Raw genomic sequence first — 18705 nt, 5'->3', positions numbered from 1 at the left:
GGAAAATTCAGTGCACCATTTTGGAGTAAATGAAATTCAATATGTGGGAGCGGGCTTGCCCGCGATAGCGGTGTGTCTGCCCAATCTCTCTAAGCTGACCCACCGCCATCGCGGGCAAGCCCGGCTCCCACAGGGTTCTGCAGTGTTTGGGGGGAAGGGGTCAGGTCAACAAATCCTGCAACGTGCCGAGGTTGTCGGCTTCTTCCACTGTCTTATCCTGCCGCCACCGCAACATTCTGGGAAACCGTACGGCAATCCCGCTCTTGTGGCGTTTGGACAAGGCAATCCCCTCAAACCCCAGCTCAAACACCATGCTGGGCGTTACGCTGCTGACCGGGCCGAATTTCTCCACCGTGGTCTTGCGCACAATGGCGTCGACCTTGCGCATTTCTTCGTCCGTCAGCCCTGAATACGCCTTGGCGAATGGCACCAGCGTGCGTTCAGTGCCGGGTGGGCCGTCCCACACCGCGAAGGTGTAATCGCTATACAAACTGGCGCGCCGGCCATGGCCGCGCTGGGCGTAAATCAATACGGCGTCGACACTGAACGGGTCGACTTTCCATTTCCACCACACGCCCATGTCCTTGGTGCGGCCCACGCCGTACAGGCCGTCGCGGGCTTTTAGCATCATGCCTTCCACGCCGAGGCGGCGAGAGTCTTCGCGTTGCTCAGCCAGGTCCTTCCAGCTCGCGCCCGTCAGCAAGGGCGATGGCAACAGTACGGGCTGGTTGCACTGCGCAATCACTTGCTCAAGCTGGGCGCGTCGCTCGGCCTGGGTGTGGTTGCGCCAGTCGTCGCCCTGATATTCCAGCAAGTCGTAGGCGAGGACAGCCACCGGCGCATCCTCCAGGACTTTTTTGCTCAGGGTTTTACGGCCGATGCGCTGTTGCAGCAGGGCAAAGGGTTGCACCGCGTCCTTCCACACCACAATTTCGCCATCGATCACCGTGCCATCCGGCAGGCCGCTGACCAGGCTGTGCAGTTCGGGGAAACGCTCGGTGACCAACTCTTCACCGCGCGACCAAACCCACAGGCGACCTTCGCGCTTGACCAGTTGCGCGCGAATGCCATCCCACTTCCATTCCACCTGCCAGTCGGCGGTTGCGCCGAGCAGGGCGTCGAATTGCTCCACCGGTTGCGCCAGCCCATGGGCCAGAAAAAAAGGATACGGCTGCCCGCCGCGTTGCGCATGTTCATCGGACGATTCGGCGGCGATCAGCTTGAGGTAGCCTTCGGCCGTAGGCCGGTTGGACAGGTCGGTGTAGCCCACCAAGCGCTGGGCCACACGTTTGCTGTCCAGGTCGGCCATGGCGGCGAGGGCGCGGGTGACCAGCAGTTTCGACACGCCGACGCGAAAACTGCCGGTGATCAATTTGATGCACACCATCAGGCTCGGTTGATCGAGTTGTGCCCATAACGCGGGCAGGCGTTCAGCCAATTCCAGCGGCGGCAGACCCCGCAAGGGCAGCAACTTTTCTTCCAGCCATACCGCCAGCCCGTCTTCCGAGGTGTAGGAGGATTCGGGCAACAACAGCGAAATGGTCTCGGCCAGGTCGCCCACTGATTGGTAACTTTCTTCGAATAACCAAGGTTCTATGCCCGACGCTGCGGTGGCCATGTCACGCAGCAGACGGGTTGGCACCAATTGCCGGGGTCGCCCGCCGGAGAGGAAATATACGGCCCAGGCCGCATCTTCGGGTGGTGCCTGGCGGAAGTAGGCTTGCAGCGCGGCCAGCTTGGCGTTGCTGGAGGTGGTGGCGTCGAGGTTGGCGTACAGCTCGGCGAAGGCTTTCATGCCGTAGCCTCTTCTTCGTCATCGCCGTATTCGGTGGTGAAACCCTGGGCATCCAGGCCTTTTTCCCGCAAGTGGCGCACCAATACGCCGACAGAGCCATGGGTGACCATCACCCGTTCGGCGCCGGTCTGTTCGATGGCCCACAGCAATCCGGGCCAATCGGCGTGGTCCGAGAGCACAAAGCCTCGGTCCACACCGCGCCGCCGTCGCGTGCCACGCAGGCGCATCCAGCCGCTGGCGAAAGCGTCGCTGTAGTCGCCGAAGCGCTTGATCCAACTGCTGCCACCGGCAGACGGCGGGGCGATGATCAGTGCCTGGCGCAGTAATGGGTCAGTCTTTTTGAAGTCACCGGCATACAGGGTTTCAGGGATATAAATGCCGGCCTCGCGGTACACACGGTTCAGCGGTTCGACCGCGCCATGGCTGAGGATCGGGCCGATGCTGGCGTCGATGCCATGCAGGATGCGCTGGGCTTTGCCGAAGGAGTAACAGAACAACACGCTGGCCTTGCCGACCGCGATATTGGCCTGCCACCAGTCATTGATCCCGGCAAAAATCTGCGCCTGGGGCTGCCAGCGGTAAATCGGCAGGCCAAAAGTGGATTCAGTAATAAAGGTGTGGCAACGCACCGGCTCAAAGGGCGCACAGGTGCCGTCGGGCTCGACTTTGTAGTCGCCGGAGGCTACCCAGACTTCGCCCTGGTATTCCAGGCGCACCTGGGCGGAGCCGAGCACATGCCCGGCGGGGTGAAAACTCAGGGTGACGCCGTGGTGGTTGAGTTTTTCGCTGTAGGCCAGGGTTTGCAGGTTGATGTCCTGGCCCAGTCGCGAGCGCAGGATACCTTCGCCTGGAGCGGCGGCCAGGTAATGCTGGTTGCCGGTGCGGGCGTGGTCGCCGTGAGCGTGGGTGATGATGGCGCGGTCCACCGGGCGCCAGGGGTCGATGTAGAAATCTCCCGCAGTACAATAGAGGCCTTCGGGGCGGGCGATGACAAGGTCCATGGGCGTGCCGGGGCAGTGGGCTTATCAGGTATGAGGGGAGCGAGACTTGAGAAGTTCTATCTAAATGCAGGCAAGCCAGCTCCCACATTTTGATGGCGTGACGCGGAGCGTCACAGGATGCATTCCCACGCAGAGCGTGGGAACGATCACCGGGTTACTTGCCGGGTGTGAGGGTCAAGCGGGTTTTCCCATACACCTTGTCAAAGTTCTGCGGCTGCATCGGGAAGCTCAGGTATTGCGCCTTGAGCGACGCATCGATGCCGTTCGCATAGTTCGGGCTGGCCGGGTTGCCGGATTGGCCGATGCCACCTTGGCCCATCATCGGTTCGATTTGGCTGAAGTCGACGATCATGCGCAGCGCCGGCACTTGGGTGGTCACAAAATCCTGCCCCCAGCTGTACGGCGCCGGGTTCAGAGTGTTGTGGTCGCCGCCACTGGCAAACGGGCCGCGGATCACCTGGCCATTGCTGTTTTTCCAGGTGGTGGTGTGCAGTTTGCCCCACTGCCAGGCCTTGTGATCGCCACCCAATTGGCTGTCGCCAGCGGTGATGGCGGCGGCAAGGCTGCGGGCGAGGATCGCCGGTTTGTCTTCTTTTTGCGCGGTGCGTACGTCGTCCCAGAAGGGGCTGTCTTCACGGCCCAGCAGGTGGTCGGCGTTGGCGGAATAGGACAGGTTGGCGTTGCTGACAAAGGCTTTCCAACTGGCGCTGGTTTCCGGGCCGAGTTCGTCGAGGAAGATCTGCCTGGTGCTTTCCTGCAGGAACAGCTCATAGATCGTCGCATCGGCGGAGGTCGGTGCCAGGCGACCGTCAAAGGTCATCAAGCGACTGAGCGCCTCGCGGGCCTTCACGGCGTCGGCTGCCGGCAGCGCATCGATTGCCTGTTTCAGCGGCTGGGCCATGCCCGGCGCCTGGAACATGGTCTTGAGCTTGGCGGCAAACGTGGTGGTCTGGTCGTACTGCATGGCGATCATGCTGCGGCTGTCATGCTTGCCGGCGTTGGCCAGTTGCGCCAGGCGCTCGCTGCGCTCCGGGGCATCCCAGGAGTTGGACAATTGCATGCCGTAGCCGCGTGGCGCGGTGCGCTGGTTGGCCGTGCCGATCCAGCCTTGGGCCGGGTCTTGATCGTAAGGGTGCAGCATCGCGTCGGCGTAGCCGTCCCAGTCAAAGCGCGCGTCCCAGCCCGGCGAGGGCAGCAGGCCCTGGCCTTCGCGGCGGTTGGGGAAGCGGCCAGTGACTTGCCAGCCAATGCTGCTCGCGTCGGCAAACATCATGTTGAGGGCGATGGCGCGGATTTCCCGGGTCGCGTCCGAGGCCTTGCCGGCGCTTTGGGCGCGGGACAGGTCGAAGAACGCGTCCAGGCTCTTGTCGTCCTTGAGGTCGGCGGTTTGCAGGGCCAGGCCGAACCCGGTGGTGAGTGCCTGGCTGCTGTTGAGCAGGGCGCCGTGGCGGGTTTCGTACACCACTTCGCGAATCGGCCGCTGGCCCTTGGCGAAGTAGGTTTCGTTGCGCACGACGGCCGGTAGCCATTTGCCGTTGTTCTCGTAGTACAACGCGCTGCCTTGGCGTTTGACCTTCTCCAGGAACAGGTCCTGGGTGTCGCCTTTTACCGCGCTCATGCTCCACGCCACTTTGCCGTTGAAGCCGGACAGCAGGGTCGGCAAACCGGCAATCGAGACGCCGACCGCCTGGTATTTCGGGGCACGGATCTGCACGTAGTTCCACGGCGACGGCGCTTGTGGCTGGGCTGCCAGGTCGCTGGCCAGCAGGCTTTTGCCACTGCGGCTGCGTTGCGGGCCGATGGCCCAGTTGTTGGAGGTGGTGACGGCCAGTGCGTTAAGGCTGTTCAACTGCTGGCCGACGCTTTCAAGCCCGGCAAGGCCGGTGACCTGGCTGAGGTTCACGCCCTTGAGCTTGTCGGCTTCGTCCATCGGGATTGGCTCGTCCGGCGCACTCGGCGTCAGCCAGGCGAGCTTGTCGGCCCCGACTTTCTGCGCCAGCACCAGCGACGAGAGTTCTTCCTGCAGGTTGCTCGACTCGCTGAAATTCAGCAGGCAGAACAACAGTGCCGAATCTTCCGGCTTCCAGTACTCGGGCTTGTAGCCGGTCTGGGCCAAATCCGTCGGCAGCTTGTCGCGGTAGCGGAACAGGTAGGCATTGACACCACGGGCATACACTTCAAAGAAGCGCTTGAGGCGCGGCGACGAAGCGTTATACAGCTCACCGGCGCTTTTTTTCAGGTTGACCGCGCGCATGAAACGGTCGACATCCAGCACCTGCGGCCCGGACATCTCCGCCAGGCGGCCTTGAGCCAGCAGGCGCAAAGTGACCATTTGCGTGATGCGGTCGCTGGCGTGTACATAACCGAGGCTGAACAGCGCGTCATGGAAGGTGTTGCTTTCGATCAACGGCATGCCCTGGGCATTGCGGCGCACTGACACATTCTGTGCCAGGCCCTTGATCGGTTGCACACCGGCCACCGGCGGCAGGGTGTCCTGGGTGCTCTGGAGCTGGCAACCGGCCAGGCTTAAAGCACTGGCCACTGCCGCGGCAACGCCGAACCGGGGGATAAAGTGTGAGAGGGCTGGCGAGGCCATGGCAAAGCTCCTGCGGGGGTAGCGTCATTAAAGGCGCTACGTTAGTGAGCGCGGCGAAACGACGCAAGCAGGATCGTTCCCACGCTTTGCGTGGGAATGCATTTTGTGACGCTCGGCGTCACGCTTTTGGGGGGGGACGCGGAGCGTCCGGGGCGGCATTCCCACGCGGAGCGTGGGAACGATCCTCGGCTAATCAGGATTTTGGCGGATTCACTTTCTGCACCAGTTCATACGCCCGATCCGTCGCTGGCCGTTCCTTGATGCGGTTGAACCAGCGCTGCACGTGCGGGAAATCCTCCAGACGCTGGCTTTGCCACTTGTGGGAAACAATCCAGGGGTAGATCGCCATATCGGCGATGCTGTAGTCCTCGCCCGCCACGAACGCGCGATCTGCCAGGCGTCGGTCCAGCACGCCGTACAGGCGCGCGGTTTCATCCACATAACGTTTAATGGCGTAGGGGATTTTCTCCGGTGCGAACTGGCTGAAGTGATGATTCTGACCCGCCATAGGCCCCAGCCCGCCCATTTGCCAGAACAGCCATTGCAGCGCTTCCTGGCGGCCGCGCAGGTCTTTTGGAATGAATTGGCCGGTTTTTTCCGCGAGGTACAGCAAGATCGCGCCGGATTCAAACAGCGAAATCGGCGCGCCGCCGTCGGTCGGGTTGTGATCGACGATCGCCGGGATGCGGTTGTTGGGAGCGATCTTCAGGAAGTCCGGCTTGAACTGCTCGCCCTGGCCGATGTTGATCGGGTGCACCGTATAGGGCAGACCGGCTTCTTCCAGGAACAGCGACACTTTGTGACCGTTGGGGGTGGTCCAGTAGTACAGGTCGATCATGAAGCTCTCCAAATGAGCGAATGCCTGTCTCTATAGGTGATGATCGCAGGGCAATAATTCAATCAAACATTTGCTTCTAACCTTAGACGCCATCACACCGCCCCATCGACCAGCACCTGCAATGACTGCTGCGAGCACCGCTCAATGCGCACCTGTACGCCATAGACCTCGGCAAACAACGCCGGGTCGAGCACCTCATCCGCCACGCCGCTGGCGTACAACCGTCCCTGGCGCAGCACGGCAATATGGTCGGCGAAGCGTGCAGCCAGGTTGATGTCGTGCAGCACCACCACGGCGATCAAGTTGTGTTCGCGCACCAGCGCGCGCACGCAGTCCATGACTTTCAGTTGGTAGTTGAGGTCAAGCGCGCTGGTGGGTTCGTCGAGCAGCATCACTTGCGGGCGCCGCGCAATCAGCTGCGCGAGGCTGACCAATTGGCGCTGGCCGCCGGACAACGTGCTCAGCAGTTGATCGGCCAAATGCGCGATGCCGATACGCTGCAACGCTTCGAAGGCTTCGCGCAGGCAGGCCTCGCTGGACAATGGAATGCCCTCCACATTGGCCACGCGCAGTGCGGCGATCACGCTTTCCATCACGCTGAGGCTCAGGCCCGGCGGCAGGTTTTGCGGCATGTACGTCACGCGGCGCGCACGCTCGGCCACCGACATGGCCGACAGGTCGAGGTCACCCAGCCTGACCACACCTTGCATCTTTTCCAGCCCGGCAATGGCCCGCAGCAGCGTGGATTTACCCGCGCCATTAGGGCCGATCAAGGCGGTGAGGCTGCCGTGGGGCAGGGTCGGCAAGCTCAGCTCATGCACAATCTGCCGACGCCCGTAGCTGACCGTGGCGTTGTGTACCGATAACCCCGCACTCATAACTGCCTCCCGCGCTTGAACACCAACACCACAAAAATCGGTACGCCCACCAAGGCGGTGACGATGCCCACCGGCACAATCACGCCGGGCATGATCAGTTTGCTGGCAATCGACGACAGCGCCAGCAGCAAGGCGCCGGTCAACGCACTGGCGGGCAGGAGGAAACGTTGGTCTTCACCCACCAGAATCCGCGCGATATGCGGCCCCACCAGGCCGATAAAACCGATGGTGCCTACAAACGCCACGGCGGTGGCTGAAAGCAGGCTGATACGCAGCAACGAGAAAAATCGCAGGCGCTTCACGTCCACGCCAAAGCTTTGTGCGCGGTCTTCGCCCATACGCAGCAGGGTCAGGCGTGGCGCGGCGGCGAAGGAAAACGGCAGCACCACGGCGACAACAAAGGCGAGGATGCCGAGCTTGTCCCAGTTGGCGCGGGTCACGCTGCCCAGGGTCCAGAACACCAACTGTTGCAACACGTCTTCGGTGGCCACCAGTTGCAGCAAGGCCACCACGGCGTTGCAACTGAACACCAGCGCGATGCCGAACAACACCAAACTTTCCACCCCGGCACCGCGCAGGCGTGACATGGCTTGCAGCAAAAACACCGAGGCGGCGGCAAAGATAAACGCCGAGATGGAAATCGCGGTGTTGGCCGACACCCACAGCGTGGTCACCGGAAACACGATGACCAACGAAGCGCCCAGCGCAGCCGCCGACGACACGCCCAGCGTAAACGGGCTGGCCAGCGGGTTATTGAGGATCGCCTGCATCTCGGCCCCCGCCAGCGACAGCGCACAACCCACCAGCACCGCCATCAGCGCGTAGGGCAGGCGCACGTTCCAGATGATCACGTGGTCGGTGGCGCTCAGGTGTGACGGATGCAGGACGCCGTCGAGCAACGCTAACAGGCCCATGCCCGACGGGCCGCTGGCCAGGTCGACTAAAATGGCGCAGACCAATGCGATGCCGAGCAGCGCCAGCAGCCAGGCACGCCGGGCCAGCAAGCGGCGATAGCCGTGAGTGGCGCTGGCAAGGTCGAGGGTTTGAGTGGTCATGGGGCTCACACAATGTTGAAAACAACGAAAATCCAAATGTGGGAGCTGGCTTGCCTGCGATAGCGGAATATCAGTCACCCTTTTATTGACTGACACACCGCTATCGCAGGCAAGCCAGCTCCCACACTGACTGCATTCCTGCATGGCGCTAGGGGTTACTTGGTTTTGGCGTCAATCCAGTAAGCACCCTGCAACGGCATCCCCAGAAACTGCTGGTTGATCTGTTCCATAGTCGCTTGCGGGTCGAGCTTGGCGAACAGTTCCGGGTGCACCCATTTGGCCAATACTTCTATCGCCAGCAAGTTGTATGGCGAGTTGTAAAAGTCATGCCACAGGCCGTGGGCATCGCCTGCGCGGATGGCACGCAGGTTGGCGAACTCCGGCCGCGCCAGCACACGATCTAACGCCTTGCGGGCTTCATCTGTGCTCACGCCAGCGCCGAGAATCAGCCCCGGTGTGTGATTGCCGGTGGCCACGTACACATCCGGGTCGGCCTTGAGCGCGTATTCAACGCTGATATCCCCCAGAGCACCCGGCACCACGTCGGCGGCGATATTGCGCCCGCCGACCAGCTTGATCACTTCACCCATACCGCTTTTGCCGGTGGTGTGCCCCGGCGCCTGCCAGGCACCGGCCAGCAATTCGAGGAACACACTCGGGCGCGCGCCGGCAGGCAAGGTGGCAACGGCGTCGGTGATGGCCTTGATGTGCTGGTCATAGAAACCCAGAAACGCCTTGGCCTGGGCTTCACGGCCCAAGGCCTGGCCCAGCGCGTTCATGCTGGTGTGGGTGCCTTGCACCGGGTTGATCCGAAAGTCGACGAACAACACCGGGATGCCGGCCTTGGCCAGCACGTCTGCCACCGCGCTGTGTTCGGTCGGGCCGTGGCCCGAAATGCTGAACACCGCCAGATCCGGTTTCAGCGAGAGAATTTCCTCGGCACTGACACTCTGCTCCGACGCCTGCCCGATCAACGGGATGTCTTTGACCGTCGGAAACTTCGCCACATAGGCGTTGTAAGTGTGCTGGTCCAGCAGCTTCAAATCGTTCTGCCAGCCGACGATGCGCTGGAACGGCGCGTCCTTGTCGAGCAAGGCAAACGCCGAAATCAAGCGGCCTTCGCCCAGCACCACACGCTTGACGTGGTCTTTGACCTCGACCTTGCGGCCCAACACGTCGGTGACTTCATGGGCAGCGGCAGTTTCGGCGTGGCCGAGGACCAGCGCGGCGCACAGCACGCCGAGCTTAAGCACGTTACGAGGTTTGAACATGGAAAGGACTCCGGGTGAGGGGCAATCAGAATTCATAATCGACACTGGCGGTGAGCGTGCGACCGGCACCTGGGATGCCGTAGAGCTGGAAGCCGTCAAGGGACGCGCCAACCTGGCTGTAGTAGAACGTGTTGAACACGTTGTTGAGGTTGACCGTGGTGTCCTTGTTCACCTTGTATTGCGCCGCCAGGTTGCTCAGCCAGTAACCCGGGGCTTTTTCGTGGTCGCGGGTGTAGATCGCATACACGCCGGACGGGCCGTTGGCGTAGCTGCTGTTGTTGTTCAAACCGCCGACATCCTTGTTGTCGCTGTAGCGGCGACGGCCCACGTATTGCTCGCCGTAGCTGAGGCTCAGGGCGTCGGTGACGGCGTAGGTGGTCCACAGGTTGGCGGTCAGGTCGGGGACGTTCTTGGCTTCCGCGCCTTTATTGATACCTTTGATCTGCGTGCTTTTGAGCGCCGAGAAGCCGGTGTAGACGGTCCAGCGCGGGGTGATGTTGCCTTGCAGGCCGAGTTCGATGCCGTCCACACGCTTGGCGGGCAGGGCGCGCACCGGCGCGGATTCGCCGTCCTGGTATTCCCAGGCGTTGTCCAGTTCGGTGCGGAAGATCGCCGCCGTGACATTGAGCCTGTCGTGGGCAATGTCCCACTTGGTGCCGATCTCGTAGGTTTTCGACTTGGCCGGGCTGTAGTTGCGGGTGGTGGACGCGCCGTAGATCTGGTTGTTGGTGGACGCGCCCAGCGCCGACGGTTGCGCCGCCTCGCTGTAGGACACGTAGACGCTGCCGTTCGGCAATGGCTTGTACACCGCGCCGACGCGACCGCTCACCGCACCGTCGGTGCTGCTGATGTCGGCCTGGCCGCGCTGGCGGGTTTGCGCGCGCCAGTTGTCGTAGCGCAGCGAGCCGAGCACTTGCCATTGTTCGTTAAGGGTGACGGTGTCGCCCGCGTAGAGACCGGCGTTGTCGATCACCGAGCGCGGGTCGCCTTCGCCTTTGGTCACGTAGGTGCTGGCGAAGCTGTGGCTGGGGTCGTTCATGTTGAAGAACAGGTCGCCGGCCGGCACTTCGGCGTTGCGTTTCAGGCCGCCATACGTCTCGTGATAGAACTCCAGGCCGCTGACCACGGCGTGCTGCAGGCTGCCGGTGTTGAACGTGAAGCTGAAATCGGTCTGGTTATCCACGATGGTGTAGCGCTTGGACAAGCCAAAGTCGCTACCCCGCAGGATGCCGTAGCCGGTGTTGCTGTTATTTACGTAGTCGGTGTAGGCATTCACCGTGCTGCCGGGCACTTGGCTGATCGGGCCTACACCGGTGTAGCCCAAGGTCGCACAGCGGGTGCCGCTGCAGGTTTTTTTGCCGCTGGCGTCGGCGGCGAAGAAGCGTGCCGGCGACAGCACTGCGAAGTTGTCGCTGCGTTCCCAGCGGGTCTGGTTGCGCAGGTGGGCGTCGTTCCAGTCAAAGTCATGCTCGAAGCGGGCGGTCAGCGAGGTAGTTTCGTTCTCCTGCGTATAAAGGCTGGAGTCGCCGTACCAGTCGGAGCGTTTGACGCCGGGCATGCGGTGGCCGTCGGTGCCGCGTTGGATCGGCACGCCGCCGTCCGGGGTGTTGGTGTCTTTCTGGTAGAAGGTGTCGACGAAGAAACGCGTGTCGGTGCCCAGGCCGAAGCCGAACGAGGTGGCGATGCCCCAGCGGTCGTAGTCCACGTCATCGCGGTCGGCCACTTGGTTGTAGTGCTTCATCAGGTTGATGCGCACGGCGGTGGTGTCGGTCAGCTGTTTATTGAGGTCGGCGGTGAAGCGACGGTAGCTGTCGGTGCCGATTCCGGCCGACACCTTGTTGGCATCGCCCAGGTGCGCTTCTTTGCTCACCAGGTTGACGCTGCCGCCCACGGCGGAAACGCCGGACTCGATCGAGCCGGTGCCCTTGAACACTTCGGCCTGTTGCAGGTTGAAGGTGTCGGTGCGCGTGGACATGCCCGCATCGCGCACGCCGTCGACGGTCAGGCTCTGCTCGGAGGAAAACCCGCGAATCGAAAACAGATCGCCCCAGCCCAGGTTGCCTTCGCCGGACATGAAGGTGATGCCCGGCACGTTGCGCAACACTTCCTGCAAGGTCTGCGCGTTCTGTTCCTTGAGCACCTGCTGCGGCACGATAGTCACGCTTTGCGGGGCGTCGAGCAGCGGCTGGCTGATTTTGGCCGAGGTCACACGGTCGACTTTGAAGGTGGAGCTGGCTTCCTGGCCGTCGACCGTGATCTGCGGCAGGCTCACCACCGAATCATTCGGCGCGGCGGCCGGCGCATCGGCCCAGGCGGTCGGCGCAACACTGCCGGCGGCGAGGAAACCAAACATCGGTGCCAGGGTGGTGTGCAGCGTGTGACGTTGGGGCGTGGGCAGTGACATAGGTGATGATCCGAGTCTAAATTACAATTACTCTCATTCAGGTTCGGTAGTCTAAAGAGCGATTCCGCCCGCCATGCTCTGGCTTTGTATCGCTGATGCGTGATTATGGTTCACCACAACATTCCATTACATTTGCGTGTATCGCTGGATGAACGTTCGGCTATCTCCTGCGTTTTGCGTTTTCGGATTGACTGCCCATGGCCAAGCTTGACCACCTGCTGATCGTTGATGATGACCCGCAAATCCGTCAGTTGCTCTGCGACTACTTGAGCGACGCGGGTTTTCAGGTGTCCACCGCCGCCGACGGCAAGGAAATGCGCCGCCGCCTGGCGCTGAATGTGATCGACCTGATCGTGCTTGACCTGATGCTGCCCGGCGAAGACGGCTTGAGCCTGTGCCGCGAGCTGCGCGTGAGCTCCAACACGCCGGTAGTGATGCTCACCGCCAAAGGCTCGTTGATCGACCGCATCGTCGGCCTGGAAATCGGCGCCGACGACTACCTGCCCAAGCCGTTCGACCCGCGTGAGTTGCTGGTGCGAATCAAGGTGGTGTTGCGCCGGGTGCAGAGCTTTCCGGACCGCGCACGGCTGGACGAGGCGCCGAGTATCCGGTTTGCCGGCTGGCAACTCGACACACGGGCGCGGCAATTGCTCACGCCCGAGGGCGTGGTGGTGAGCCTGGGCAACTCGGATTACCGCGTGCTGCGCCTGCTGTTGCAACACCCCAACAGGCCCTTGAGTCGCGACTTTTTGCTCAACCATGTGTTCGACAAGGACAGCACGCCGTTCGACCGCTCCATCGACGTGTGCGTCAGCCGCCTGCGCTCGCAGCTGCCGGCAGGGCTGATCAAAACCGTGCGCAACGAGGGTTACATGCTGACTGCCGATGACGTGGTGCTGGAGTCGTGAGACTGCTGCCACGTTCGCTGTTCGGGCGGCTGGTGCTGATTCTGGTCAGCGGCATGCTCGCGGCCCAGGCGCTGACCAGCAGTATCTGGTACGACCGTCGGCATGGCCAGGTGCTGGAAATTCCTGCACGGCTGATCGCTACGCGCCTGGCAGATGTGGTGCGCCTGGTGCACAACGACCCGCAGCAGGCCGACCAGTTGATCAAACTACTCAATACGCCGCACTTTCAATTGACCTTGAGCGATCAGGCCAGCAATACGCCCAGCACGCTGACCGACAGTGACCGGCCCACGGAGCGGCTGATCAAGCAGGTGCTGACGGAGAAAACCGGTTATGCCCAGACCCTGAGGTTGCTGCGCCTGTCTCTGGTTGATGGCGAAGGGCAAAGCGCTGGGCTCTCGACCCTGCTCAGTTCCAAGCCGGTAGTCGGGCAGTTCCTGATCGACCTGCGCCTGCCCGACGGGCGCTGGTTGCAGGTGGACGCCAGTGAAGAGCAGGGCTGGACCAGCACGTCGCCGCTGGACTTGCTGTTCGACTACGTGATGCGCATCTATTTGCTGCGCGTGCTGGTGCTGGTGATCATCGCGCTGGTGGCGGTGCGCCTGGCCATTCGCCCGCTCAACGCCTTGGCCAGGGCCGCCGAAGCCCTGGGCCGGGATATCCAGCGCCCGCCGTTAGCGTTGGACGGCCCCACCGAAGTGCGCCGCGCGGCCCAGGCGTTTAATGCGATGCAGCAACGGCTGATTGCCAATATTGCCGAGCGCACGCGCTTTCTGGCGGCGATTTCCCACGATCTGCGCTCGCCGATCACACGCCTGCGCCTGCGCACCGAGATGCTCGAAGACACGCGCACCAAGGAGCGTTTTCGCAGCGACCTGGAAGAAATGGAACACATGGTCTCCAGCACCCTGGATTTTGTCAGCAGCGGCGAAATCAACGAGACGCGGCAGAACATCGACATCAACGCCTTGCTGCAAAGCCTGCAGGCCGACCTGGAAGACGTGGGCGAAAGCGTGACCATTGTCGGTCGCGCCAGGCAACCATTGCCGGGGTACGCGCGCAGCCTCAAACGGTGTGTGCAGAACCTGCTGGAAAACGCGGTGCGTTATGGCCGAGACGTGGTGGTGCGGGTTGAGGATCAGGCGGACAGTTTGAAAGTCGTCATCAGTGACCGTGGCCCGGGGATTCCCCAGGAACAACTGGAGCAGGTAATGGAACCGTTTTACCGGGTCGAAGGCTCACGCAACGCCGACACGGGCGGGTATGGGTTGGGGCTGAGCATTGCGCACACCATTGCGCGGGCGCATGACGGTCGGTTGAGTTTGAGTAATCGGGAAGGCGGGGGGTTGGAAGTGGTGTTGCAGTTTCAGAGAAAGCTCTGACCTGAAATGCTGAGCAAATGTGGGAGCTGGCTTGCCTGCGATAGCGGTCTGACAGTTATACCTGTGTCAGCTGACCCACCGCCATCGCAGGCAAGCCAGCTCCCACACTGACTGCATTCAGGGCATCAGGCCCCGTGGCACTTCTTGAATTTCTTCTCACTGCCGCACGGGCAAGGATCGTTGCGACCCACGTCCTTCAACGCGTTGCGCACCGGCTCCTGGTGAGCGTGGCCGCAGTTCGGGCCGTGGACATGGCCGTGGTCGTGATCATGGCCGTGATCATGGTGATCGTGATCGTGGTTGCAGTCAGGACCATGGACATGGGGTTGCTGAGTCATCGATGTCGCTCCGGAATAAAATCGCCGGGGATTATCTCGCCATTGTGGGCGACCTGCACGTCATTACCGATGAATAATCCGGTTTTCAGCTCGCCTTCCAGGCGATAGGGCACGGGTTTGGTCGGGTTTTTGAGCATTTGCACCACATCACGGATCTTCGGCCAGAGGTTGGTGCGCACCTTCACCCGAAAAAAACCATGGCTGCGCGGCGGTATGGTCAGCCATTCATTGGACTCGCCTTCGGTGAGCACAAAACCGCCCAGGCTGACCTTGTAGATCAGGCCGCGCACCGTGAGGTCGGCGTCGTCGCGGTTATCCACGCGAAACCACAGTTTGAATTTCTGCTCCAGCAGCTTGGCCCGTACCACCTCGACTTTCACCAGGGCGATGTGGGGCGTAGGCGCATCGTCTTCAAACCACGACGCGCAGCCGCTGAGGCTCAGGGTTAACGCCAGCATCAAGCTGTACATCCGAAGCATGGCGTTTTCCCTGTGAGGTGATTAGAGGTAGCTGGAACAGCACTTCTTGAATTTTTGGCCGCTGCCGCACAAACATACATCATTGCGCCCGGCCTTCACCTCAACCGTCGGGTCGATGAAGTACCAGCGCCCGTCATTCTGTACGAAAGAAGACTGCTCACGGTGGCTGTGTTCGCCGGTGCTGTCATGCCAGCGTGCGGTAAAGGTTACGAATGCATGTTCCGGCTGGCCGCCGAACACTTCCGAACTTTCCACCTCCAGGCCCAGCCAAGTGCTCTGCGCGCTCCAGGCGCTGATCGCGTTGCGGTCCAGGCCGGCTTGCTGCGCCGGCAAGGTGGTGGCCACCAGATAGTCCACCAGGCCCAGCACATAGGCGCTGTAGCGCGAGCGCATCAGCGCGGTGGCGCAGGGCGCGGGGTGGCCGGCGTGATAGTGGCCGCAGCAGGCATCCAGCAGGTTGCCGCTGCCGCAGGGGCAAATGGATGTACTCATCGGGTTACCACCAATACTTTCCAAAATTTTCCGGGTTGGCCCAGAAACGGGCGTTGAGCCAGTCGGGCACCTGTTTGTAGTCAAGCAGATCATAGGTAAACAGCGTCAGCACCTGCTCATCACGCTGGAAACGCTCGCCGGCTTGCAGCGCGAGGGAGAAGAAGTCGGTGTCCTTCCAGTCGCAGGCGTTCAGGTCCGCCAGCACCGCAATGCGGCTGCTATTAAGGTTGCGAATACCGCCGAGCAGGGTCAGGCCTTGCGGTTTTGACAGGTGCTCCAGGCAGTCGACCACCAGCGCCAGGTCAAAACGCTGCGCCGCCAGTTCCGGCGGCAACGGCCCGGGCCGGGCGACGGCGACGACGGTGTCAGGATGCTCGGCTTGAAACGCCTCCAGCGCCGGGAACTGGCTGGCGCCCAACAGCAACAGGCGTTTGGGCCGGTGCAAATCGAGCAAAGCCGCCAGGGCTTGCTGGGGTGTACGGGAAGAAATACCAGCGGTCATCACAGATCCTCACATCAGAACCCTAGAGACTAGCGCGGCTGAGCGTGCGGGCCTAGAGCGGGCGGCGGCGAAAAGTCCTGAAAATGCGGCGATCCTCAATGAAACCGGGGGTGCGGCGTACTGGCGCAGATGAAAAGAGCGGTCTTTACTCCACCTGTCGGCTCCCGCCGATACCCTCAGGAGAAATCACATGAGCATCATGCGGACAGCTCTACCCTTGGTTCTGCTAACCGGAGTATTGACAGGTTGCGCAGGGTTGCAAAAAACCGATTGGCCCACCTGTGCTGCAGTCGGTGGTGTGACGGGCGCCGCGATTGGCGCTACTGAAAGTTCAGCCTACGCCGGCGCAGGCGCGTTGTTGATCGGCGGCATGGCCGGCGCCTATTGCTGGGTGCATGGTGATGGCGACGAAGATGGTGACGGTGTGCCGGACAGCCGTGACAAGTGCCCTGGCACGCCAAAAGGCGTGCAGGTCGATGCCAACGGTTGCCCACCCGCACCGCCGGCCGCAGTGGTTGAGGAAGTGGTGGTGGTCAAGGAAGAAACCATCGTGATTCGCGATGTGCACTTCCAGTTCGATTCGGCCAAGTTGACGGCCGCGGACAAAACCAAGCTCGACATCATTGCTACTCGCCTGAAAAAAGAAGCCCCAGGCGCGCAACTGCGGGTCAGTGGGCATACCGACAGCGTCGGTAAAGATGCCTACAACCAGAAGCTCTCGGAAAAACGCGCCCACTCGGTCACGGATTACCTGGTGAGCTCCGGTGTGCCTCGCAGCAACTTTGTTTCGGTGACCGGTGCCGGCGAAAGCCACCCAGTGGCCGACAACAAAACCGCTGAAGGGCGTGCGTTGAACCGTCGTGTAGAAATCCAGATCAACCGCTGACAGCCCTGGCCCCTGCGGGCGCCGCAGGGGCATTGCCGGCGAGCCCTGGCAAGTTTTTTCATCCTTCACTGGCATATCGCCTGCGGAAGTCGGTACTGTGCGCCCAAAGAATAATAGGCAGGGGCATGCGGGATGAAGGTGTTTTGGGGGCTGGGGAAGTTTCTGACGTTGCTGTTCTGGGTGGTGGTGCTGGTCAACCTGTTCCGGCCGCTGACCAATCCGTTTCACCTGTTGGTCAGCCTGGCCGGCAGTCTGTTGTTGCTTACCCACCTGCTTGAATTGCTGTTGTTCAACAGCAGCCTGAAACACCGTGCACACCCTTGGCGTGACCGCTTGCAGATTCTGCTGGTGGGGATGTTCCATGTGCGGGGCCTGTCGGCGCCTGCAACGGTTAATGAAACGAACAAGGAGGCCAATCATGCATAAGGTTTTTCTGTTGGCCCTGTTGGTCAGCCCCATTGCTCTGGCGCAGAGCGTCAGTGTCGAAACCAACTCGCTGATGCGCCTGCCCAGCAGCACCAGCGTGTTGCAACTGGAGCGCCTGGATGTGGCGGACTACGGCACATTGCTGGTGCCGGCGACCATCAGCCAAGTGACCGTGGATGAGCTGCACCTGGGCCGCGAGGCGCGCATCACCATCGCCCCCGGCAATACCGCGCTGCAATTGCAGGTGCGTAATGCGCAGCTGGAGCATGGCAGCCAGATCACGTCGCGCGGTGCTCCCGGTACCCACGAAAGGCCGGCCAAGGCCGGGCGTGACTTGGTGCTGCGCATTAACGCGCTGACCGCCGATGAGCTCTCGGTGGACGCCCGTGGCGGCGCCGGTGCCCAAGGTTATGCCGGCCTGGATGGCGCCAACGGCGTGGACCCGGGTTGCACCTGGGGTTCCGCCGGGCGTGGTGCCAATGGCGATAATGGCGGCGACGGCCTGCCGGGCGCGTCGGGGGCGACTGTGCGGGTCGAGCTGCCACAGAGCTTTCCGGCTGAGCAGATCAAGGTCTGGGTCGACGGCGGGCCGGGTGGCTTGGCCGGTACGGCGGGCAAGCCGGGCAAAGGCGGGCAGTCCAAGGGCTGCCTGGTGTACCGCGCCGATGGCGGCGATAAAGGCCGGCCAGGGCTGGAAGGCCAGCCGGGGCCGGCCGGGCCTGCGGGTGCTGTGACTATTCAGCGGCTCTAATCCTGGCTTTTGTGGCGAGCAGGCTTGCCCTGCGTTGGGCTGCGCAGCAGCCCCAAAACCAGACGCCACAATTTGTCTGAAAAACCGCAGTGACTTTATTGGGGCTGCTGCGCAGCCCAACGCGGGGCAAGCCCGCTCGCCACAGTAAGCCAGCTCGTCACAGACGCGGGGGTCAGAACATCGGCCGCGCCGAAGCAATCGCCACCACCACCAACCCCACGATCAAATTAATCCCCACCAGTTTGCGGATCTGCCCCAGCGCAGCCGCGCCCGCCGGCCAATCCTCAGCCGCCACCGCCGTGCGCAGTTCCGGGAACTTCAGTGCCTGGATGCGGATAAACAGCGCCGTCATCACCAGGTACAAACCCATCATCACCTGCACATAGCGCGGCGCGGTCTCAAAACCACTGAAGCGCAGGTGCAACAGGCCGATGCCGCTGATCGGCAAAATCAGCACCGCGACCCAGACCCACACAAAAAAACGTTGAAACACATTTGCCCACAGCTTGAGCCGGGCAGGGCCCTCAAGTGCCGCCATGGCGGCGGGGCGCAGGATCATCCAGGCGAAAAACATACCGCCGACCCAAATCAGGGCGGCCAATACATGCAGGGTGTAAGCGAGGCTAAACGCGGTCATTGTGGTACTCCGTTCTGCGCGGGATTAATTAGCGGGGTATGATAGCGGCCGATCCGAACCACTGAA

The 18705-nt window shown here is 62.0% G+C and carries 18 protein-coding genes; 5 read left to right on the top strand and 13 right to left on the bottom strand.

Annotated elements, in window-relative coordinates; translation table 11 throughout:
* Window positions 1-160: 160 nt before the first annotated feature.
* From ASE80_RS02445 to ASE80_RS02410, 8 genes are all read right to left on the bottom strand, one after another.
* Entirely contained in the window at window positions 161-1795 is a 1635-nt protein-coding gene (locus ASE80_RS02445) for an ATP-dependent DNA ligase (protein WP_056857514.1), read from the bottom strand.
* The gene (locus tag ASE80_RS02440) at window positions 1792-2796 is read right to left on the bottom strand and encodes a ligase-associated DNA damage response exonuclease (RefSeq protein ID WP_056857513.1); all 1005 of its coding nucleotides are present in this window, start codon (window positions 2794-2796) and stop codon (window positions 1792-1794) included. The genes ASE80_RS02445 and ASE80_RS02440 overlap by 4 nt, the downstream gene beginning before the upstream one ends.
* Before the next feature lie 154 nt (window positions 2797-2950).
* Window positions 2951-5392 carry a penicillin acylase family protein gene (locus ASE80_RS02435; RefSeq protein WP_056857512.1) on the bottom strand — a complete coding sequence of 814 codons (2442 nt, stop codon included), beginning with the start codon at window positions 5390-5392 and terminating at the stop codon, window positions 2951-2953.
* Window positions 5393-5585: 193 nt separating this feature from the next.
* Window positions 5586-6230 carry a glutathione binding-like protein gene (locus tag ASE80_RS02430; protein ID WP_056857511.1) on the bottom strand — a complete coding sequence of 215 codons (645 nt, stop codon included), beginning with the start codon at window positions 6228-6230 and terminating at the stop codon, window positions 5586-5588.
* Between the two features lie 92 nt (window positions 6231-6322).
* Window positions 6323-7108 carry an ABC transporter ATP-binding protein gene (locus ASE80_RS02425; protein ID WP_056857510.1) on the bottom strand — a complete coding sequence of 262 codons (786 nt, stop codon included), beginning with the start codon at window positions 7106-7108 and terminating at the stop codon, window positions 6323-6325.
* Window positions 7105-8163, bottom strand: coding sequence for a FecCD family ABC transporter permease (locus ASE80_RS02420; RefSeq protein WP_056857509.1), 1059 nt, complete (start codon window positions 8161-8163; stop codon window positions 7105-7107). The genes ASE80_RS02425 and ASE80_RS02420 overlap by 4 nt, the downstream gene beginning before the upstream one ends.
* 155 nt (window positions 8164-8318) lie before the next feature.
* Entirely contained in the window at window positions 8319-9434 is a 1116-nt protein-coding gene (locus tag ASE80_RS02415; RefSeq protein WP_056857508.1) for an ABC transporter substrate-binding protein, read from the bottom strand.
* 25 nt (window positions 9435-9459) lie between these two features.
* Entirely contained in the window at window positions 9460-11838 is a 2379-nt protein-coding gene (locus ASE80_RS02410; RefSeq protein WP_056857507.1) for a TonB-dependent receptor, read from the bottom strand.
* Window positions 11839-12035: 197 nt separating this feature from the next.
* Here ASE80_RS02410 and ASE80_RS02405 point away from each other — a divergent pair, with 197 nt between their 5' ends.
* Both ASE80_RS02405 and ASE80_RS02400 read left to right on the top strand, forming a co-directional pair.
* Window positions 12036-12746, top strand: a complete 711-nt coding sequence (locus tag ASE80_RS02405; protein ID WP_056857506.1) for a response regulator — start codon at window positions 12036-12038, stop codon at window positions 12744-12746.
* Window positions 12743-14128, top strand: a complete 1386-nt coding sequence (locus ASE80_RS02400) for an ATP-binding protein (protein ID WP_056857505.1) — start codon at window positions 12743-12745, stop codon at window positions 14126-14128. Before ASE80_RS02405 ends, ASE80_RS02400 begins: the two co-directional genes overlap by 4 nt.
* A gap of 125 nt (window positions 14129-14253) precedes the next feature.
* On the opposite strand, the gene ASE80_RS29710 is transcribed toward ASE80_RS02400, so the two are convergent.
* From ASE80_RS29710 to ASE80_RS02385, 4 genes are read right to left on the bottom strand one after another with little or no spacing between them, the layout of a single operon-like run.
* Complete coding sequence (locus tag ASE80_RS29710) at window positions 14254-14466, bottom strand: SEC-C metal-binding domain-containing protein (RefSeq protein WP_082463548.1); 213 nt, start codon at window positions 14464-14466, stop codon at window positions 14254-14256.
* The gene (locus tag ASE80_RS02395; RefSeq protein ID WP_056857504.1) at window positions 14463-14945 is read right to left on the bottom strand and encodes an LEA type 2 family protein; all 483 of its coding nucleotides are present in this window, start codon (window positions 14943-14945) and stop codon (window positions 14463-14465) included. The genes ASE80_RS29710 and ASE80_RS02395 overlap by 4 nt, the downstream gene beginning before the upstream one ends.
* Before the next feature lie 21 nt (window positions 14946-14966).
* Window positions 14967-15437: a YchJ family protein gene (locus ASE80_RS02390; protein ID WP_056857503.1), complete on the bottom strand. Its 471-nt coding sequence runs from the start codon at window positions 15435-15437 to the stop codon at window positions 14967-14969.
* Between the two features lie 4 nt (window positions 15438-15441).
* Entirely contained in the window at window positions 15442-15939 is a 498-nt protein-coding gene (locus tag ASE80_RS02385) for a DUF6231 family protein (RefSeq protein ID WP_056857502.1), read from the bottom strand.
* Window positions 15940-16129: 190 nt separating this feature from the next.
* On the opposite strand from ASE80_RS02385, the gene ASE80_RS02380 reads away from it, so the two are divergent.
* The 3 genes from ASE80_RS02380 (at window position 16130) to ASE80_RS02370 (ending at window position 18002) form a co-directional block, all read left to right on the top strand.
* Window positions 16130-16825: an OmpA family protein gene (locus tag ASE80_RS02380; RefSeq protein ID WP_017137188.1), complete on the top strand. Its 696-nt coding sequence runs from the start codon at window positions 16130-16132 to the stop codon at window positions 16823-16825.
* A 132-nt stretch (window positions 16826-16957) separates the two neighbouring features.
* A complete protein-coding gene (locus tag ASE80_RS02375) occupies window positions 16958-17251 on the top strand; it encodes a DUF1145 domain-containing protein (RefSeq protein ID WP_056857501.1) in 294 nt (97 codons plus the stop codon).
* Window positions 17244-18002, top strand: a complete 759-nt coding sequence (locus ASE80_RS02370; protein WP_056857500.1) for a hypothetical protein — start codon at window positions 17244-17246, stop codon at window positions 18000-18002. Before ASE80_RS02375 ends, ASE80_RS02370 begins: the two co-directional genes overlap by 8 nt.
* Window positions 18003-18174: 172 nt before the next feature.
* Here ASE80_RS02370 and ASE80_RS02365 read toward each other — a convergent pair whose 3' ends face one another.
* On the bottom strand, window positions 18175-18639 hold the full coding sequence (locus ASE80_RS02365; protein WP_056857499.1) for a CopD family protein: 465 nt from the start codon (window positions 18637-18639) through the stop codon (window positions 18175-18177).
* Between the last annotated feature and the right edge of the window lie 66 nt (window positions 18640-18705).

This window comes from Pseudomonas sp. Leaf15 (assembly GCF_001421425.1).
Taxonomy (GTDB): Bacteria; Pseudomonadota; Gammaproteobacteria; order Pseudomonadales; family Pseudomonadaceae; genus Aquipseudomonas; species Aquipseudomonas salomonii.
Note: the sequence above shows the minus strand (reverse complement) of the source record. Positions and strands in the feature narration are given on the sequence as shown.

Bases quoted from the DNA above. Each gene is read 5' to 3' on its own strand.
- ASE80_RS29710 (WP_082463548.1), bottom strand. From the start codon at position 14,466: ATGACTCAGCAACCCCATGTCCATGGTCCTGACTGCAACCACGATCAC.
- ASE80_RS02440 (WP_056857513.1), bottom strand. From the start codon at position 2,796: ATGGACCTTGTCATCGCCCGCCCCGAAGGCCTCTATTGTACTGCGGGA.
- ASE80_RS02375 (WP_056857501.1), top strand. From the start codon at position 16,958: ATGAAGGTGTTTTGGGGGCTGGGGAAGTTTCTGACGTTGCTGTTCTGG.
- ASE80_RS02410 (WP_056857507.1), bottom strand. From the start codon at position 11,838: ATGTCACTGCCCACGCCCCAACGTCACACGCTGCACACCACCCTGGCA.
- ASE80_RS02395 (WP_056857504.1), bottom strand. From the start codon at position 14,945: ATGCTTCGGATGTACAGCTTGATGCTGGCGTTAACCCTGAGCCTCAGC.
- ASE80_RS02425 (WP_056857510.1), bottom strand. From the start codon at position 7,108: ATGAGTGCGGGGTTATCGGTACACAACGCCACGGTCAGCTACGGGCGT.
- ASE80_RS02405 (WP_056857506.1), top strand. From the start codon at position 12,036: ATGGCCAAGCTTGACCACCTGCTGATCGTTGATGATGACCCGCAAATC.
- ASE80_RS02435 (WP_056857512.1), bottom strand. From the start codon at position 5,392: ATGGCCTCGCCAGCCCTCTCACACTTTATCCCCCGGTTCGGCGTTGCC.
- ASE80_RS02380 (WP_017137188.1), top strand. From the start codon at position 16,130: ATGAGCATCATGCGGACAGCTCTACCCTTGGTTCTGCTAACCGGAGTA.
- ASE80_RS02420 (WP_056857509.1), bottom strand. From the start codon at position 8,163: ATGACCACTCAAACCCTCGACCTTGCCAGCGCCACTCACGGCTATCGC.
- ASE80_RS02365 (WP_056857499.1), bottom strand. From the start codon at position 18,639: ATGACCGCGTTTAGCCTCGCTTACACCCTGCATGTATTGGCCGCCCTG.
- ASE80_RS02390 (WP_056857503.1), bottom strand. From the start codon at position 15,437: ATGAGTACATCCATTTGCCCCTGCGGCAGCGGCAACCTGCTGGATGCC.
- ASE80_RS02415 (WP_056857508.1), bottom strand. From the start codon at position 9,434: ATGTTCAAACCTCGTAACGTGCTTAAGCTCGGCGTGCTGTGCGCCGCG.
- ASE80_RS02430 (WP_056857511.1), bottom strand. From the start codon at position 6,230: ATGATCGACCTGTACTACTGGACCACCCCCAACGGTCACAAAGTGTCG.
- ASE80_RS02370 (WP_056857500.1), top strand. From the start codon at position 17,244: ATGCATAAGGTTTTTCTGTTGGCCCTGTTGGTCAGCCCCATTGCTCTG.
- ASE80_RS02445 (WP_056857514.1), bottom strand. From the start codon at position 1,795: ATGAAAGCCTTCGCCGAGCTGTACGCCAACCTCGACGCCACCACCTCC.
- ASE80_RS02385 (WP_056857502.1), bottom strand. From the start codon at position 15,939: ATGACCGCTGGTATTTCTTCCCGTACACCCCAGCAAGCCCTGGCGGCT.